The organism is Candidatus Chloroploca sp. Khr17, assembly GCF_004138165.1.
GTDB lineage: Bacteria > Chloroflexota > Chloroflexia > Chloroflexales > Chloroflexaceae > Chloroploca.
The window spans coordinates 71,723-90,494 of sequence record NZ_RYFF01000011.1; the positions used below are offsets into that span (position 1 = coordinate 71,723).

The following is an 18,772-nucleotide window of genomic DNA, read 5'->3' on the forward strand; positions in this document are numbered from 1 at the left end:
TGGCTTTTTTCCATGCATCATCAGGCGTCAATGGTCAGGCATGAAACGTTACGACGACTTTCCCAAACTGGACTTTGGCCTGGTCGGGGAGTGGGGTTGGGACGTTGGGGGGCAAGCGCTCGCCGTTGATCCGGGTGTGGTTGGTGCTATCAAGATCGGTCAGCATCCACTGACCGTCTTTGTGCGTGATCCGTGCATGCTTGCGGCTGACGCCACCTGTTTCACCGCCAAATGAGGTAAGGTCAATCTCGGGAAAGATACTACTCACCGGATCTTCGCGGCCGACGATAATTTCGGCCCGATCAGTGGGCAAGGTCAGCATTTGCCCACCATCAGCGATGACAAAACGCGGGCCGAGCACAGTCGGCGGCGGGGCGACCGGGGCCGGGGGCGCAACGGGGGCCGGGGGCGCAACGGGGGCCGGGGGCGCAACGGGGGCCACCGCAACCGGGGCTGCATCTGGCGCAAGGCCGAGTTTATGCAATTCATCCTGGGCACGGGCCAGCACCTCGCGTGCTTCGGCGAGACCAGACGAGACCGCCGCAGGGGTTGCTGCGCCAAACGTGGCCTGCATTTGCTCAAACTGACTGATGATCTGTTGCTGGCGGGACACCGTTGCCTTCAAGTCACTGACCACCGCAGGGTCAACTGTCGGTGCGGGAGGGACAAGCGCTGCCAACGAAGCCTCGATACGAGTATAAGCCTCCCGTGCCTCGGCCAGACCAGCGACAACCGCAGCGGGCGTGTCGGCCCCAAAAGTGGCTTGCATCTGCTCAAACTGAATGATGATTTGCGCCTGGCGGGCAAGCTCGGCCTCGAGTTCGTTGCGCTGTGCTTCGTAGGTCGCGCCATCCACTGGCGCAGACGGGGCCGGCGCAGACGGGGCCGGCGCAGCCTCGCTTACCGTTGGCGCCGCCTCGAGCACTGGTGCAGGGGCAACTGGCTCAGCCACGATGGGCGTGGGAGCCGCTAGTTCCGCCTCAGGTTCATGGGCAACCGGCACCGCTTCCATCACGGGAGTGACCGGCTCAGCCGCGACGGGCGCAGGGGCAACCGGCTCAGCCGCGACGGGCGCAGGGGCAACCGGCTCAACCGCGACGGGCGCAGGGGCAACCGGCTCAACCGCGACGGGTTCGGCCTCGGGTTCATGGACAATCGGCACCGCCTCCATCAGCGGGGCAGGGGCGACCGGCTCGGTCGGGACGGGGGCAGGAGCCACCGGCGCGGGCGGCGTTGGTGCTGCCTCAGGGACGGCTGGAACCTCAAGGGGAACCTGAGCAAGCGAAGGCGGTGGCGCTGGTTGCGCCGAAGCAGCGGCAAGTTGCTGCCAGAGCATCTGCAGATCGGCACCACAATTGTCACAAAACGCCTCACCGGGCAGCACCGAGGCACCGCAACTCGGGCAGACCGGTACCGTCGGCGGGACCGGGGCAGGGGCAGCAGTCACCGCCACGGGGGGCGGCGGCGAGGCCGGCAGATCATTGGTCAAACGAGCGCCACACTGGTCACAAAAGCGATTGGCTGGATCATTCAGCGCACCGCACGAGGGACAGGTAATCATCATGACTCCTTCACACATCTGCTTCATCCAATTTCTGGGTCAACCGGCGGGTCGCATAGCGCAACTCTTTCTGGCCTTCAGCACTCAACCCACTCCCCTGTTCAAGCTGATCGGCCTGAGCGGTCGTCTTCGCCGCAAGATCTAGTTCGCCGAGATCGAGCAGGCGCGTTGCGGCAGCACGAAGCTTCTGCGTTGCCCCAGAGAGATTGCCAAGCTCAGCCTCGGCGAGCGCCCTGGTCTGCAGCTTGAAGGCGGTGACTTTCTCGACAAGATTCATCACACGTGGGTCATAGGCAGGGGCCTCAGCCTCGGCAGTGAAGGACAACAACAGATCCTGTTTCACCACCTCAGGCGTCGTTGCACCAGGAAGAGTAGCATGCAATTCGGCCTGGGCAATACGGAAAGTACCAGCGGCACGTACGGGAACCATCAGATCGAGCACGACACTATTGACCTGTCCATGGACGAGATCGCCGAGTTTGACCGCAACTTCGCTCTCGCCAATGGGCTGATAGCCAAGATTGGCAATAGTTGGGGTTGCACGATGCACGGCGCGGGGAACAACTTCTTTGGCGAGCCGGAGCAAGAGACGGGCATCCGTAGCGGCTGTGCCCTGGGCACTGCGTAGCGCACGCTGAAAGAAGGTTGCAATCTGTGCCGGTTCAGCGATATAGTCAGAGACCCCGCCGGTCGCGTCCGCGAGATCATCAAGCAACTTCTCATTCCACTCGGCCCCGAGGCCCAAGGCCGTCATGCGGACACCAGCCTGCCCAAGGTCATTAGCAAGGGTACGACAGAGATCCTCATCACCCCAGGTCTGCCCATCAGTGAGGAGCACGAGATAGCTGAGGCGGTCGGGGCCAAGGTATTTTTGCAACTCGATCTGGCCGGCTTGCAGACCAAGGGACATCGCAGTGCCACCAGACTCGGCAATCGTATTGACCGCCGCAAGGAGGGCCGCAGGATCAGTTGCGGGCGTCGCTGGCACAAGGGTCTGCACCGTATCATCAAAGATGACAATTGAAACCACATCCGCCGGGGTCAACGTCTCGATGACGCGGCTTGTGGCGGCCTTCATACTCTCAAGCTTGGCACCCTGCATCGAACCCGAGCGGTCAAGCACAAAACAGAAATTGAGGGGCACGGGCACCGAGGGTTGGATCGCGGGGGTAGCCTCGACAAGCAGATAAGCTACCTGGGGCGTACCGGTCACAGGTAACGGCGCACGCCCCCATGTACATGTCAACGTGACGGCATCAGCCATCATATGCCTCCGGGAGTATCAGCAAAACGAACCAGAATCGACGCAATATTATCTTCACCGCCGGCGCGATTGGCTGCGGCGATCAAGTGCTCACAAATCACGTAGGGATCATCATCAGCGGCCAGCAACAGTTCCATCTCGGGATCGTGGGTCATCTCCCACTGCCCATCAGAGCAGAGGAGCAGGGCATCGCCGGCGCGGACGCGCTCGTGAAAGACATCAACTTCAACTTCACGGCGATCGCCGAGCGAACGCAACACGGCATTGCGTTGGGGATGGGTATAGATATCTTGATCGGCAATCTGACCAAGATCAACCAAGCGTTGCACCAGCGAATGGTCTTTGCTGATGCGAATGAGACGCCCCTCGTGATAGCGATAGGTACGACTATCACCAACATTGCCGACGGTCACCCGATCACCAACAACCAGCGCCATCGTAAGGGTCGCGCCCATATCATTGCCCTGGGCACGGGCCTCGTTGACCACCGCCTCATTCGCGGCCAGCACCGCACGGCGGACAAGTTCGCCGACTTCCACCTGGTTATAGCCGCGCTCAGGATCAAGCGCCTGGGACAGGTAGGCCTGCATCACAAGGTGCGCCGCAGCGCGCATCGCGAGACCACTGGCGAGCTCACCCGCCGCGTGGCCGCCCATGCCATCCGAGACCAGATAGAGGCCAATAGCCTGGAAAGAGCTATTATTATTCGCGGCGAGTTGCAAGGTCAAGTAACTATCTTCATTATGGTCACGCACCATCCCAACGTGCGTTGCGGCCCCAACGATCTGGCGCAAACAAACAGGCAAGGCACGCTCAGCCCGCATCGCTTCGAGATGCGTCAGCAACGTAAGCGCATTGGGACACTCGCCGGTACGAACCTGACGCAACAACAGCGCCAAGCCCGGCTGTTCGGCCTCGGCAGCGGCGGCAGCCTCTTCACTCAAGCGACGGGTTGTACGCGGCGTGGCCGTCAACTGCTCGAGCAATTCAGCGAGGGCCATCAGATCGATCCGCACCGCCGCCGAGGCCTGGTCAGCCTCGACCCGACGCAAGCCAGCGGCATCACGGAGGCGCACCCGACCACTAGGCATCACCTCGAGATCGGTCATTGCCAGCGAGCCGAGCGCCAGCCCGTGGTCGTGCAAATAGACCAGCAGCCTGGCGAGCGTCATGCCAAGATCAAGCGCCGCAAGTTCATCAAGCGGGGCTGCGAGCGTCGTTGGCCCGTGATCGTGCAAAAGCGTCAGGACGAGATCATCCTCGGTAACCTGGGCAACAACCTCGGGCAAGAGGAGGCGCACCTCTTCAGCATCAATCGTCGGCACAAGGGCCGGGCCAATGAGGGCATCGGGCGCGGTCAGGATGGCCCGATAGCTCCGCTCATCAAGGGCTGCGCCACAATCATTGCAAAACGCATCACCAGCCTCATTAGAGCGCGAGCCACAGGCCCAGCAGCGTTGCCAAGGCATCGTATCGACGACACTGATCGTACCAGAGCGATCGCCCTCGGGGAGCACATAGCGGTCGGCAAACAGATTGGGGGCTGACTGGTTCATCATCTTCTCCTGGGGGCCTCGCGGAACTTCACCACAAGATCAGGCCACACGGGCCATCACAACCGTAATATTATCCTTGCCCCCGCCCTCGTTGGCGCGAGCGACTAGCTGCGCACACGCCTGAGCAACCGAGGAAGCATCGAGTACCATGCGAGCGAGTTCTTCATCCTCAACATGGTTGACCAGGCCATCCGAGCAGAGCAAAAGTGTATCACCGGGAGCCAACGCATGGCTACGCGTATCGACCTCCAGGGTCGGATCACCACCAAGCGAACGATAGACCACATTGCGTTGCGGATGCGTCCGCGCCTGGGCGGGCGTGATCTGCCCGATATCAACCAGGCGGGCCACCAAGCTATGGTCAGTCGTCAGTTGCACCCAGGGCAAGGCCTCGTTGACCACCCCAGCCGGATTGATCAGATAGGCACGGCTATCGCCGACGTGCCCAAGATGCACGCGCCGACCGACAACGAGCGCAACGGTCATAGTTGTTCCCATGCCCTGCTGGTAGGAATGATCCTGGGCGTGCTGATAGACTATCTGATTCGCCTGCAAGACGGCCCGTTGCAACAATTCATGCCAGCCGACATCAGCGGTGGGCACCCCATGGCTCAAGGCACTGGTGAGATAGGTTTTCAGCGTTGCCGTTGCCAGGGTCGAAGCCACGTCGCCCGCCTGATGCCCACCCATCCCATCGGCGACGATCAGCAATGTGCCAATTGTATCATCAGCAGTCGTAAATTCACCAGTATAAAATGTATCTTCATTGACTGGCCGCACCTTCCCGATATCAGTACGTGACGCGATCTGCAACTGTGGCAAGGGCGGCACACGGGGCACTGCCTGGCGATCAGGTCGCAGCGGGGTTCCGCAGGCAATGCAATACCTGGCGCTGGCGCGATTACCTCGGCCACAGACAGAGCATGGGAGTGGGAAGAGGCGCTGGGCGGGCAAACGCCCGGTCACCTGCACCGTCTCACGCCCGAGCGCGATCTGGGTCGCCAGGCCATCAAGGATCTGCGAGAGATCCTTGATGGCTGCTGCGGCTGTCGCACGAGCCACCCCATCCGTCGACGCGAGGCGTTGCCTCCAGAACGTCACCCCCGACTCAACGACAGCCAGTAGTTCACGCAAACTAAGCGTATCAGCGGCAAGGTGGAGGCGGCGTCCCCCCGACAGAGCGATCTCTTCGGGTTCATCGCCCACAACGGCACCGCAGCGGGTGCAGTAGCGTGCCCCCGGGCTAAGGCTTGTCCCACAAACAGAACAGGATCGGGAACCCACAGCGGTCACTTGTTACGCCCCTTTGAGCTTGCACATCGCACTGAGTAGGACGTTGGAAAGGGTAAAAAGGATGCAGCCTGAAGCTATGCTGATTATAGCATACCCGCCAGAGTATCTCCTGGGTATTGACTTGAAAACCAGGCGTTATTGTCTATAGTTCAAGACGACACGCACATGCCCTTTGCAAAAATGCAAGCAGAGGGCCAAAAAAAGCCATTACGATGCCAAATACATAACCAGGCAGGGGTGTGCACATCCTTGACAGGCCAATTTGCTTTACGTATAATACATGAAGGCTCTAGAAAGGTACCTACATATAGTACCGGCCAAAGCCCTTCAAAAGCATCCAATAGCCTCGGAAGGCGGTACACAATGTCGCTCGGACAAAAAATCGGTCGGCTCCGCCAGGAGCGTGGGCTGACCCTGCAGGAAGTTTCAGAAGGTTCCGGGCTGACGCCTTCATTTCTCAGTCGCCTGGAACGGGACAAAGTCAATATTTCGGTCGCTAATCTGCGTAAACTAGCGCAATTTTTCAGTGTGCAGATGACCCATTTTTTTGAAGGTGAAGATAATCAACAGGTTGGGCAAATGATGCGCACCAGCGAGCGCATCAGGCTGAGCCTCGATGAGGCACCTGTCCAGGTCTTTGCGCTACTCCCACCGAATGGTGATCTTGAGGCGCGCTTGATCGAGGCCAGACCAGGCAGTGGGCAACAGAGTTTCTCGAGCCGTGGCAGCCAGATGGTGCTGGTGCTTGATGGAGCATTAAACTTTACGCTCGGTGATGAAGCGTACGAGCTCAATACAGGTGATACGCTCTTTTATCGCGACGATGTACCCAATAGCTGGGTCAATACGGGGACAACGATAGCACACGTTTTAACGATCAGTGTCCTCGGTGGACGCGAGGATCGGTAGCGCAAAACCCGGCCTATCAGGCGCAGATAGCCTGCCCCAGGGATGGTATGAGAACTTTTTTAGCTCGCTTTACGGCACGGGATGTTTCGCGCTGGGCGCTGGTACTGGCTGCCCTCTACATCATTGGATGGATGATTGTACAGGCGCTGTCAGCACTAATCCCCTTTATCTTTGGGGCGATCCTCGCCTATCTCTTCCTCCCTCTGGTCAATCGGTTCAACCCGCATATGCCACGTTGGGCCGCCATTTTGCTGGTCTATCTGATTGTGCTTGGCCTCGTCGCAACGTTTTTTGCCTTCCTGGTGCCACCACTAGTTGATCAGGTTGGACAACTTATTCGTGCGATTCCCGATATTCAGGTTATTCAACGCTGGGTCACGACCGTTATTGATGAGTACGAGCAGTTGCTCGCGAATCTGCCTGAAGGTATGCGTGATCAAGTGCGGAATTCGGTGACGGAGATTATTGCTCAGGCAGCTACGACGCTCCGCACCAACTTCATTAGCTATGTTCAGGATATCGGTAATTTCTTGATCGACAGCGTCTTCTCGGTTGTCAATACCGTCTCGTTTTTGCTTGGGTTCTTCTTAATCCCCTTCTGGCTCTTTTATGTATTGATGGATCAGCGCGAGGGGCGCGATAAGCTTGATCAGTTCCTGCCCAGGTGGATCCGTACCGATTTCTGGACGGTGCTGACGATTATTGATTATGATTTCAGTGGTTACCTGCGCGGTCAGTTGTTGCTCGGGGCAGCCGTGGGCAGTGCAGCTGGAGTTGGGCTGCTTGCCCTGAATCTCGTAGGTTTTGAGATTCCGTATGTGTTATTGCTCGCCGTGATTGCCGGTGTCACCGAACTTGTCCCGATCATCGGGCCGATTCTTGGCTCGATTCCGGCGATTTTGCTCGGTTTTCTCGATTCGCCAACGACAGGGATCGCGGTATTGATCCTCTACGTAGTCATCCAGCAACTCGAGAACAATTTCCTGGTGCCCCGTATTGTCGGTGATAGCGTCGGGCTGCATCCGGCGGTTCTGATGATCCTGCTGGTTGTTGGGGCGCAAGTCTTTGGCATTATCGGCGCAATCTTGTCGGCACCCGTTGGGGCAGTGGCCCGTGATATCTTCAGCTATGTCTATGGTCGGCTGCAAGAACCGCCGCGTGCGGCCGGGCTGCTTCCCAAACGAATGCACCTCGCTGGGATGCCCCTGCTGGTGATTGGGCCTCAGACCAAGAGTGTGCCTGAGCAAGAGGCTGCGGAGGATGATAAAGAGGCGTAGGTTTTAACGCAGAGGCGCAGAGGCGCAGAGGCGCAGAGGCTGGATAACTTCCATCTCTGCGTCTCTGCATCTCTGCGTTAAAAAAGCATCCTCGGGCGAAAGCAGCACCGCAGAGGCTAGACTTCTTCGTGGAGGAGGCGGAAGAAGAGCTCGACGACCTGCGGATCAAAGTGCGTGTCTGAGAGGCTCGCGAGGTGTTCACGCACGCGGTCTTCAGGCCATGCCTCGCGGTAAGGACGATCCGAGCGCAGGGCATCCCAGACATCAACAATCGCAAAGAGGCGCGCCGCCAGCGGGATCGCTTCACCCTTGAGGCCCCGAGGATAGCCCGTGCCGTCCCATTTTTCGTGGTGGCAGTAGGGAATAGCGAGGGCCGGGCGCAAATAGGTAATGGGATAGAGCAACTCGTAGGCATAGGTCGGGTGGCGCTTCATAATCTCCCACTCTTCGGGGGTCAGCGGCCCAGGTTTAAGCAAGATCGCATCGGGGATACCCATTTTGCCAATATCGTGGAGCAACGCACCCCGGCGAATATGGACAAGTTCCTCATCGCTCATCCCGACGGCACGGGCCATGAGCAGCGTCAATTCAGTGACCCGCAGCGAATGGCCTTCCGTCTCTTTATCACGTAAATCAAGGGCATACGACCAACCCTCGATCGTCTTATCGTAAGCAAGGGCAAGTTCCGTATTAGCCCGTTGCAGATTTTCAAACATCGTCGCATTATCAATGGCAATCGCCGACTGACCGGCAATCACCTCGAGGAAGTTCATCCAGTCCTGATCTTCGGGGATCGGCTTGCGGTCAAAGATCTCGAGCACGCCTTGCACCTGACCTTTGGCGATCAGCGGCAAAGCCAGATAATGCGTAAAGCCTTCCCGCTCATAGAAACGGTCACCGAGCCAGTTCCCTCCCATCTCCTCAGCACTATAGGCCCGCACAGGGCGCTGCTCGAGCGCAGCCGTGCCAGAGAGGCCTCCCCCAACCTTGACGAGCGAATGTTTGACCGCATTGGTACGAAAACCACATCCTGCCGCAAAGCGCAATTCATGGGAATGGGGCTGGAGCAGCAAAATAGTTGCCGCGGCCACATCTTGCAGCGCCGTGACGCGGTTGACGATCAGATCAAGGATAATCCCCAGATCCATACTCGACGTAATCGCCATGTCAATCATGCGCAGAGCCTGCTGCTGCTCGATCTTCTTGAGCGTTTCGCGGAAGAGTTCCGCATTATGCAGCGCAATTGCCGTCGTATTCGCAACCCAGGTCAACAATTCAGCATCGGCCTCGCCAAAACGATTGACCTGACGATCCTGCAGCGCCAGCACACCAACCACGGCATCCTTGACGAGCATTGGCACAAAGATGGCCGACTGGATCAGTTCAGCCCCTGTATCGGTGAGAGGGGATCTGACCCGCCTGAGCGCCTTTTGATAATGAGGAAGAATCACCGGTCGCCTGGAGTGGATCGCCTCGCTATGGGTGCCCCAACCAGGCGGCTCAAGGGCCAGAGGAGGAACGTGCGTGAGATCTTCGGTTTGGCCATCATGGTAAATGTGCGCCGGGATGATGATGCGGCTCTCGGCATCATAGCGACTCAACAAAATAGCTTCGACATCAGGAAAGAGCTTTTGCACCGTCGCACTGACCGTCGCATAGATCGTCGGCAGATCAAACGTACTCGAGAGATCGCGACCGAGTTGATTGATCAGCGCAAGGTGTTCGGCGCGCATCTGCGCATCCTGCTGGAGGCGCACCCGATGCAACGAATTGCCAAAAATATCGAGCAAGGTCGCAAAGAGATGGGGGCTATAAGAGCGCTCACCAGAGGCAACCGGCGTGGCAAGAATGAGTACCCCCTCGATCAGATTACTTGACTCGACCACGGCACAGATGCCCTGCCAACCGGGCGGCATCTGGTGACGCAATGAACCATCAATGCGCAGATCGGTCTGAAAATCGTCGACCAGGAGGATTTCGCCCGCATTAATCAAGGTTTCAACGACCGCCTCACCCTGTTCGAGGGGGAACAAAGGCAAATCAGCAAAATCACCTGACATTGCCATTGGGATGAGTTGATGCGCGTTGAGATCGCGCCACAAGAAGAAACTGGCCGTAAAATCCAGGATCGTGCGTGATTTTTCTAGAAAGAGATCGAGTAGCTCGCGGTAGGTAGGCACCACGCGCAGCGAACGGACAATCGCATAGACCGCTTCGAGCTCATTGAGCCGCTGGCGTGTCACCACAAGCAACCAGTCCTGCTCAATCACACCTGCAATCATCTGGTTGATCTGGATCAAGACGGCTTCATCGTCAACGCTGAACGCACCTGAAAAAGCACGCGAGAGCATGACACAACCCAGCGGCTCGCCATTGTTGCCATGCAGCAAGGAGGCCAGCAGACCATCCCAGAGCAGGCATGGCTCGGTGCGGCTAGAGAGTTGACGCAAAGGGGAGAGCTGTTCAAGCTCGGCCTGCGTCAGACGCACCAGATGGTGATGCGACTTCAAATAGGTCAGCACAACTGAACCAAGCGCGACCTGATCAGGCCGTGGGCACTGTGCATAATCAACACCAAAGGACGGCATGAGCAGAGGATGCGTCAGGCTGCGCTGGGCAGCGAGAAACGTAAGCGCAATGTGGGCACCAATCGCCTCACGGAGACCATCCGTCAGGATCTGCAACTTTTCTTCGAGCGCCATCGGCGCAGAAATTTGCACACTGAGGCGGGCAAGAATCTGATGACGCCGGGCATTTTCGGCAATGCGCTGCTCATCTTCTTTGCGTCTGGTAATATCCATCAAGCTCACCAGCACCGTGCCAGTGTCACTATCGAGTGAAGGAAAGACCATCGTCTGCAAGACAGAGAGGCGTTCGAGGGAAGCTGTCGAGAGCATCATTTCCGTTGCAAAGACGGTCTCGCCATTAGCAAAGGCGAGTAACTGCTGCACAAAGCCTGGCATGGTTTCAGGGATGGCAAACTTGGTCGCAATCGACTTGAGCATCTGCGATTTCGACTGCGCCTTGAAGATCTTGAGGGTTGCATCATTGACATCAAGGACACGAACCTGATGCAGCGCCTCGTTGACACGGTCGGGATGCTGCGCAAAGTAGGCCTGGAAATCAGTAACCCCGGCTTGGCGCAACGCTTTGATCATCGCGATGACTGCCGTCCAATCTTCTTCCCAAATCGAAACCGGGACAAACTGAAAGATCGACTGGTAGCGTGAGCGGATGCGCTTCTGGTCTTCGAGCAGACTGAGCAGGGTGCGCCGGGCACGTTCGGACTGTTCCAGTTCCACGCGCGCCTGATGTTCCACTTCGAGGGAGAGTTGATGGCGTCGTTGTTCGGTGAGATCAGTGGCAATAACACAAAACAAGTGTTCGCCATCAGCGAGTTGCACCTCACTTGAGGAGAGCAACACGGGCAGCTTCACATCACCATGGCCTTCGAGCATAAACTCGCCACGCCCGCCGCCATAGAGCAGCGACTGAAAAAACTTGCGACTCGTGGGGGTAATCCAATCTTGCAGACGTGAAGCCGTCACCCGTTCGGGGATCGTCATCAGCATCTCGGCAAAACGCCGATTGCAATAGATCACAATGCCCTGTGGGCTAATCAGGAGGGCACCCTCGCTCATTGCCTCAATGAGGATTCGGTAGGTCTGATCGGCGCTTCTGACGGTAAAGATTTGCTTACCCCAGGCACCACTCATCACCAGGGCATCAACCTTGCGATCACGGACTGCACCGATGACCTCTTCGAGTTCAAGCAGACGAGCACGCAGATCGGCATTTTCGCGTTGTAATTGAGCAACGGAATCGGCATCAGTGCTCGTGACGGGCTTATCTTCCATGATAGACTCAGATTCCGTGGGTTAGAGATCGAGGGCAATGAGCACACGTGCCGTATCAGAGAGATCACCAACAATGCGGCAGGCAGGCAGTGGTTGCTGACGCACCAGCGTCGGCACCGCAATGATACGCTCTTTTTCAGCAAGTTGGGGCTGCTGATAGAGATCAATAATCTCTAATTCATAGCGTCCCTTGAGGTATTCTTCACAGATCGCTGTAATATTGGTCACCGCACGGAAGGAATGGGTCGTCATCCCGGTAATATAGAGACAGAGGATATACCTTTCGTGCTCCTGCGCCACCACAGGGTGAAGATCGACACTTGCATAGCGTGGGGCTTTGCCGGTATCTTGCAGCAGATGGTTGATTTCACGCTTGAGAGCGATGATGCGCTCTTCATTATCGAGGGTCAACAGATGCCAGCGTTGCAACTCGGCCAACTGGGTGCGCTGTTGTTCCTCAGCCTTACGACGCTCGCTGATATCCTGGAACGCCCCATGTACCAGGATAATCGTACCATCAGCATCGCACACCGCTTCACCAATCGCACGCACCCAAACCCGGCGACCTTTGGCGGTGATGATCTGCAATTCTTCGTCGTAGGGCGTGCCATCGCGGGCGCAGGCTCCAAAGAGTTTGGCAATGCGCTCACGGTATTCGGGAGCATAATAGTTGATGCCCTGATCGAGCGAAGGTGAAATGCCGGCGGGTTCTTCGTGGATCAAGGCAACCTCATCAGACCAGATCACCCGATTGTCGTGGAGATCAACTGACCAACCGCCGAGACGCACCATGCGTCCCGCAATGTGCAAGAGGAGGTTCCGATGATAAAGATCCTCCTCAGCATGTTTGCGTTCGGTGATATCGCGAAAATTGATCAAGAGCGCACCAACACTCGGTTCGGCAAGAAGATTGGTAAAGGTTGTCTCGATCCAACGCCACGATCCATCACGGCGCTGAGCGCGATACTCAATGGTTGGGTGCAACTCAGGATGCTTGATCGCCTGGGTGCGCGCCTCAACAACACGCGGTAGATCATCAGGATGCGTCGCCTGGATGGGTTTGAACTCAACCGCTTCATCTTCAGCATAGCCAAACGTACGCCGAGCCGAAGGGCTGGCAAAGATCAGCGTGCTATCTTCTTTGACTAGCACAATGCCATCAACGGCGTGCTCGATCAACGCACGAAAGTACTTTTCACGCAACGCAAGCTGCAGATTAGTCGCTTCGACATAATCAAGATGTGCTTGCTGAGTCGCCTCACGCGCCTGTTCAGCTAGGATCTGCTGGGTAATGTTTTCGTGGGCGGTAATAAGGTGACTACCATCGATAAACCGGGTCACACGCAAACGAAACCAGCGCAACTCGATGGGTGAATGACATGCATAGATGTGGATAAACTCATCGAGCTCGCCTGTGATGACCTGGCGAATGCCTTGCGGGATCGTTTCATCGCATGTATTGTCGAGAGCGTGCAGATGCGGATCAGGCCTGGATTCGCAGATCGTAAAATAGTTTGAGCCAAGGCCATAGTTCACCGGCACTGGTGGATTTTCATCGGCGAAGGTACACCAGGCCTTATTGACGGCGACAATCTCACCATTGAGATCCAGGATCGCAATATGGGCAGAAAGACCGTCCAGAGCAGCCTGAATGAAGTCCTGGCCCTCTGTTATCACCGAAGATGTCGTGCGCATCTGAGCCTCCCCACCCAACGTCTATAGCTTTCTATTATACGTCAGGTAAGCAAGGGATGCTAGGGGGCATAGCTTGTGGTCAGGGCGATCGCATCTTCCGTAACCGGAGACAAAAAGACGCGCTACCAGGGCACCCGCCAGGGGTGCCCCTACTATGCGTCCTCCCAACATGATCTTCATCAGTTCTAAACATGAACAAGCTATGCTAACAGTATTGAAACCTAGCTTGAGATCAGTGAGGTCTATATGGAAGCAAAACGAACCCCAGTGCGTCGGACAACCATCAATCTTTTGATTGACGGGGCAATGTTTCTCGCGTTTCTGGTCGCCACAGCCCCGCATCTCTCTGGGCTTGCCATTCACGAATGGCTCAGTCTTGCCCTCGGGGTTGCCCTTATCACCCACTTGCTTTTGCATTGGAACTGGATTGTGCAGGTAGCCCGCCGCTTTTTTGGCAAAGCATCCTGGACAGCACGGCTCAACTATCTGCTGAATAGCCTGCTCTTCATCGCCTTCAGCACGATCATTGTCACCGGCATCATGATTTCCGAGGTGGCCTTGCCCTTCATAGGAATCAGCTTTGCGCGCGATGCTTTCTGGCTCGGCCTGCATCGCATGGCAAGTGATGCAACGATCGTGATCCTCGGGTTACACATTGCCTTGCATTGGAATTGGCTTGTCAATACAACCCGTCGGCTGTTTGCACGCAGTACGCGCAAAGCGGGAACATCCGTTGCTACGCAACCAGTTGTGGCTGCAAGCAGATCACAGGAGAGAACCTCATGAAACTTGTTACCCGTATCCTCCTTATTCTGGCGGCTGGCTTGCTTGTTGCGGCAACCCTCTTTGGGTTGAGCCAAGCGAACACAATCAGTCAGTTGATCGAAGCCAATGCTCATGAAGGCCATGGTGAACGTGGTGCGTTCACTGAACAGACCGTCGAAGGTTCGCATGAAGAGGGTGAAGGTAGCTTCGCCAGCCGTCCGGGGCGAGGTATGCGTGGTCGGCCCGAGGGTAGTTTCGGCGAAGGTGGAAACCATGGCAATTGGGAACCGAGTCTGGCTGGCTTCACCAATGTTGGTGTGACTCTGGTCAAAATCGGTGCCATCATTGCCATCTTTACGCTCGTCACATCGCTCTGGAATAAACGCCAACGCAAACAACCTGCAGCAGGAGGATCAGCATGAGTGCCGCATCACCAACCCAACGTCTTGCCGGGCAGAAACTAGGCCGAAAGGCACGGCAGCGCAAACGGATCTGGTGGCTCGGTGCCATAATTGTGGTGGTCGCAGCAGGCAGCTTTGGCCTCTGGCGTTTGACCCAGAACGCGACTACCAGTACTGTTATGTCAACCGGAACCGTACAGAGAGGCACGCTGAGAATCACCGTTGCGGGAAGTGGCACCGTGGAGCCTGCGGAAAGTCGTGCGGTCGCTTTTGCGGTTTCAGGCACCATTGCCGAGGTGCTGGTAGAGAGCGGCGATACAGTGACGGCGGGGCAGGCCCTCGCACAGCTTGATACCACTGAACTGGAACTGGCAGTGCGCCAGGCCGAAGCCAACCTCGCCTCGGCACAAGCCGGCTTTGCTGCCGCCAATGGGGAGGGAGCCACCCCTGAGGAAGTCGCTGCTGCCGAAACGCAACTACGTTCGGCGCAAGCGCAGTATGCGCAGACAAGCAATGGTGGCGTCACGGCAGCGCAGCTTGCCAGTGCCGAAGCGCAACTCGCCAGTGCACAGGCGAATCTGGCGACCCTGCTTGCCGGGCCAACCACCGAGAACCGTGCGTCGGCGCAGGCCAGTGTTGACCAGGCCCGTCTGAGCCTCGCAGCGCAACGAGCAAGCCTCGCGACTGCCAAGACCCGCGCTGAAAGCAATGTCACCACTGCCGCCAATGCGGTGCGCGATGCGCAAGAAGCCTACAGCACAATTTACTGGCAAAATCGTGAGCTTGAACAACGGCCCAGTGGGTTAGCGCAGACGAACATTGATAACGAAGCAGCGGCGTTACGCGCCGTCAGCAATGCCGAAGAGAGCCTGCGTCAGGCCCAACTCGCGTTTGAGCAGGCCGAGCAAGATGAGGCCATCGGGTTGCAGCAGGCCGAAGCAACGCTGCGCAATGCCGAGATCCAGTTCACAGCCGTTGAAGACGGGGCAACCGCAGCCGAAATCGCCTCGGCCCGCGCAAGTGTCGCCTCGGCTCAGGCCAATCTGTCTGCCCTGCGACAACCCGCAACCGCCGAGCAACTGACGATCGCCCAGGCAAGTGTTGAGCAGGCACAATTGAGTCTTGAGCAACTGAGTAGCCCCGGTTCGGCGAGCAGTCTTGCCAATGCAGCAGCCAGCCTCGCCCAGGCCGAAGTTGCGCTTGAGACCGCACAACTCAATCGAGAACGAGCGACGCTCGTTGCTCCATTTACCGGTGTGGTTGCCGACGTCACGATGAACGCTGGCGATAGTGTCAGCGCCAATGCAACCGTCACCATCATTGACCAATCAACCCTGTATGTCGATCTGAGTTTGAGTGAGAGCGATATTGCCGACGTCGCAGTCGGCCAGTCTGTAGAGCTTACGTTCGACGCGCTGAGCGATGTTGCTATCGAGGGCACGGTCGAGCGGATTGCGCCGGTGGCAACCGTAACCTCGAATGTCGCAACCTATCCGGTACGCGTCGCTTTTGTCGCAGGGGAAGCACCGGTCAAGATCGGGATGAGTGCCAGTGGCACGATTATCATCGAAGCACGCGACGATGTGGTGCTAGTACCGAGTCGAGCAGTGCAAACTGGCGGGCGCGCCTCGTTCGTGCAGGTACAACAGGCTGAAGGGCAAGCCCCGGTGATGGTACGCGTTGAGACCGGAGCGACGAGTGGCGGACAGACTGAAATCGTGCGCTGTCTTGAGACTGGCGCGATGTGCCTGCAAGATGGCGATACCCTCCTGATGACCACGGCCACGAGTAGCAGTACAACGACCAATGCCGACACACTCCGGCCCGGCATGCTTGATGGCGGCGGCATGGGCGGGCCGCCGCCAGGAATGGGGAGGTAATGATGCAATCGATGATCAAGGTGCGAGATCTGGCCCGCACCTACCAGATGGGCGACATCGAGATTCATGCGTTACGTGGCGTCAGCTTTGACATCCATCGTGGTGAATTTGTCGCCATCATCGGCCCTTCGGGTTCAGGCAAGAGCACCCTGATGAACCTGATTGGCTGCCTCGACACACCCTCTGCGGGCAGTTACGAACTCGATGGGTTGCCGGTCGATCTGCTTGACACAGAACTGCTGGCCGCCGTACGCAACCGCAAGATTGGCTTTGTGTTTCAACAATTTCACCTGCTGGCGCGGGGAACCGCGCTGGCGAATGTTGCCTTGCCACTGGCCTACCGGGGCGGCATTTCATCACATGAACGGCTGGAACGTGCTGCGGCGGCACTCGAACGCGTTGGCCTGGGCAACCGGCTTGATCATCGCCCGCACCAGCTTTCTGGCGGTCAGCAGCAACGCGTCGCCATCGCCCGCGCCCTGGTCAACGACCCGGCGCTCTTGCTCGCCGACGAGCCAACCGGCGCGCTCGATACCGCCACCAGCGCCGAAATCCTGGGCCTCTTCAGCGACCTGAACCGTAGTGGCATGACTGTCGTGCTGGTAACCCACGAACCAGATGTCGCCCGCGCCACCCGGCGGCTGCTCGAAATCCGCGATGGTCGGCTGATGCGTGACGTGCCAACAAGCGAAGCCTGGACGAGCCAGCCGGTGCCAGCACAACGCCGACGACGGCTACCAGTGCGCCAGCAATGGAGGATAGCGCCATGACAGCACAAGATAGCGCAGGTGAGCTAGGCACGCTACGGGCACACGAGGCAGCGACCCTTGATGCCGCCATTGACGACCTACTTGCCGGGGGCATCAGTTGGCGTGAAACGGCGCACTTTGCGTTTGAGACGCTGCGCACCAATCCAGTGCGTACGCTGCTGACCGCCCTTGGTGTCTTGATCGGCGTTGCGGCCGTGATCGCGCTGCTCGCCATTGGGCGTGGTTCGCAAGAATCGATCACCAGCAGCATCACTGCCAACGGGGCCAACCTGATCACGCTTCGGCCAGGTGCCTCAACGAGTGGAGGCGTACGCAGTGCTGTCGGCGAAAGCGGCAGCCTGACCCTGGACGATGCCGAAGCGCTGGCCGATCCGATGCGCGCCCCAAACGTCGCCCTGGTCTCACCAGAATATAATGGCTCGGCCCAGCTTGTTGCGGGCAGCAACAATGCGAACGCCCGCGTCACCGGGGCCACCCCGGTCTACGCCGAGGTACACAATACTACCGTCGAAGAGGGGGGGTTCCTCACCGAGGCCCAGCATCGCAGCGCCGAGAACGTCGTCATCCTTGGGGCCAATATTGCCACGACGCTGTTCCCTGATGGCGGCGCCGTCGGTGAGCAGGTGCGGCTGAGTGGGCAAAACTTTACCGTGATTGGTGTGCTCAAGAGCAGTGGTGGCACTGGCTTTGGCTCGGTCGACGACGGCGTGATCGTGCCCCTGACCACCGCGCAGCGCAAGCTCTTTGGTGCGCGGGCGGTCGGTGGAAGCTGGAGCGTCTCGACGATTGTGGTTCAGGCAACCAGTGCAGAAACCGTGGATGCAGCTGCCGAAGAGGTCGCAACGATTCTCCGCGAAGATCACGACCTGCCCGCCGACGGCAGCGGCGACACCTTCAGCGCGATCAACCAGCAAACAATCCTAGAGACCGTAACCCAGACGACGCAACTGCTCACCCTCTTTCTTGGTGCGATCGCGGCCATCTCGCTGCTCGTTGGCGGCATTGGCATCATGAACATCATGCTCGTCTCGGTACGCGAGCGCACCCGCGAGATCGGGCTACGCAAAGCGTTGGGGGCCAAAGAGAGCGACATTCTCTTGCAATTCCTCTTCGAGTCGCTGGCCCTCAGCGGCGTGGGCGGGCTGGCAGGACTGATCCTTGGCAGCGCGATCGCGCTCTCGGTCAACCTAACGGGCCTCGTCACCGTCAGCCTGAGTTGGGACGTGGCGCTGCTTGCCTTTGGCTTTGCGCTGGCGGTCGGCCTCTTCTTTGGCATCGCGCCGGCCCGCAGCGCAGCCAAACTCGACCCGATTGTCGCGCTACGCTACGAGTAGGTGAGGCAATCGATCCTGGAGTATACTGCACACAGACACGTCAGCATGACAAGCCTGGGGGCGCGGGCGTCCCCAGGAAAGTCGGAGACCTTTGTTCCCAGACTACAAAGTGGTATGTAACAGAAGTTTCCTGGTATGCTGGAGTGTCGGCTTATTAGTGTGTAACAAAAGTTTCCCGGTAGCACCGCCGACCACGAATACTGATCACGA

At 58.0% G+C, this 18,772-nt stretch carries 13 protein-coding genes; 7 read left to right on the top strand and 6 right to left on the bottom strand.

The features are described from left to right. Positions 1–34 precede the first annotated feature (34 nt). From EKD05_RS27065 to EKD05_RS08980, 4 genes are read right to left on the bottom strand one after another with little or no spacing between them, the layout of a single operon-like run. Positions 35–1,564, bottom strand: coding sequence for an FHA domain-containing protein (locus EKD05_RS27065; protein WP_305038299.1), 1,530 nt, complete (start codon positions 1,562–1,564; stop codon positions 35–37). 7 nt (positions 1,565–1,571) lie between these two features. Further along, positions 1,572–2,828: a VWA domain-containing protein gene (locus EKD05_RS08970; RefSeq protein ID WP_240695699.1), complete on the bottom strand. Its 1,257-nt coding sequence runs from the start codon at positions 2,826–2,828 to the stop codon at positions 1,572–1,574. Then, on the bottom strand, positions 2,825–4,384 hold the full coding sequence (locus EKD05_RS08975) for a protein phosphatase 2C domain-containing protein (RefSeq protein ID WP_129672097.1): 1,560 nt from the start codon (positions 4,382–4,384) through the stop codon (positions 2,825–2,827). The genes EKD05_RS08970 and EKD05_RS08975 overlap by 4 nt, the downstream gene beginning before the upstream one ends. A 36-nt stretch (positions 4,385–4,420) precedes the next feature. Beyond that, positions 4,421–5,674: a Stp1/IreP family PP2C-type Ser/Thr phosphatase gene (locus EKD05_RS08980; RefSeq protein ID WP_370374892.1), complete on the bottom strand. Its 1,254-nt coding sequence runs from the start codon at positions 5,672–5,674 to the stop codon at positions 4,421–4,423. A 363-nt stretch (positions 5,675–6,037) separates the two neighbouring features. Between EKD05_RS08980 and EKD05_RS08985 the strand changes: the two genes are divergently transcribed. Both EKD05_RS08985 and EKD05_RS08990 read left to right on the top strand, forming a co-directional pair. Continuing rightward, positions 6,038–6,583: a helix-turn-helix domain-containing protein gene (locus EKD05_RS08985; RefSeq protein WP_129672098.1), complete on the top strand. Its 546-nt coding sequence runs from the start codon at positions 6,038–6,040 to the stop codon at positions 6,581–6,583. Positions 6,584–6,630: 47 nt separating this feature from the next. Next, positions 6,631–7,860 carry an AI-2E family transporter gene (locus tag EKD05_RS08990; protein ID WP_129672099.1) on the top strand — a complete coding sequence of 410 codons (1,230 nt, stop codon included), beginning with the start codon at positions 6,631–6,633 and terminating at the stop codon, positions 7,858–7,860. 116 nt (positions 7,861–7,976) lie between these two features. Here the strand turns inward: EKD05_RS08990 and EKD05_RS08995 are convergent, their stop codons facing one another. Both EKD05_RS08995 and EKD05_RS26290 read right to left on the bottom strand, forming a co-directional pair. Beyond that, positions 7,977–11,717 (bottom strand): HD domain-containing phosphohydrolase, encoded by a 3,741-nt coding sequence (locus EKD05_RS08995; RefSeq protein ID WP_129672100.1) that lies wholly within the window; start codon positions 11,715–11,717, stop codon positions 7,977–7,979. Between the two features lie 21 nt (positions 11,718–11,738). Next, positions 11,739–13,412, bottom strand: coding sequence for a PAS domain S-box protein (locus EKD05_RS26290; RefSeq protein WP_205703901.1), 1,674 nt, complete (start codon positions 13,410–13,412; stop codon positions 11,739–11,741). Between the two features lie 246 nt (positions 13,413–13,658). Between EKD05_RS26290 and EKD05_RS09015 the strand changes: the two genes are divergently transcribed. Genes EKD05_RS09015 through EKD05_RS09035 form a run of 5 tightly spaced genes read left to right on the top strand, consistent with a single transcriptional unit; the run spans position 13,659 to position 18,562 of the window. After that, positions 13,659–14,198: a DUF4405 domain-containing protein gene (locus EKD05_RS09015; RefSeq protein WP_129672101.1), complete on the top strand. Its 540-nt coding sequence runs from the start codon at positions 13,659–13,661 to the stop codon at positions 14,196–14,198. Beyond that, positions 14,195–14,599 (top strand): hypothetical protein, encoded by a 405-nt coding sequence (locus EKD05_RS09020; protein WP_129672102.1) that lies wholly within the window; start codon positions 14,195–14,197, stop codon positions 14,597–14,599. The genes EKD05_RS09015 and EKD05_RS09020 overlap by 4 nt, the downstream gene beginning before the upstream one ends. After that, positions 14,596–16,458 (top strand): efflux RND transporter periplasmic adaptor subunit, encoded by a 1,863-nt coding sequence (locus tag EKD05_RS09025; protein ID WP_129672103.1) that lies wholly within the window; start codon positions 14,596–14,598, stop codon positions 16,456–16,458. Before EKD05_RS09020 ends, EKD05_RS09025 begins: the two co-directional genes overlap by 4 nt. A 2-nt stretch (positions 16,459–16,460) precedes the next feature. Further along, positions 16,461–17,228, top strand: a complete 768-nt coding sequence (locus EKD05_RS09030) for an ABC transporter ATP-binding protein (protein ID WP_129672160.1) — start codon at positions 16,461–16,463, stop codon at positions 17,226–17,228. Next, on the top strand, positions 17,225–18,562 hold the full coding sequence (locus EKD05_RS09035) for an ABC transporter permease (RefSeq protein WP_165360656.1): 1,338 nt from the start codon (positions 17,225–17,227) through the stop codon (positions 18,560–18,562). Before EKD05_RS09030 ends, EKD05_RS09035 begins: the two co-directional genes overlap by 4 nt. Positions 18,563–18,772: the final 210 nt, after the last annotated feature.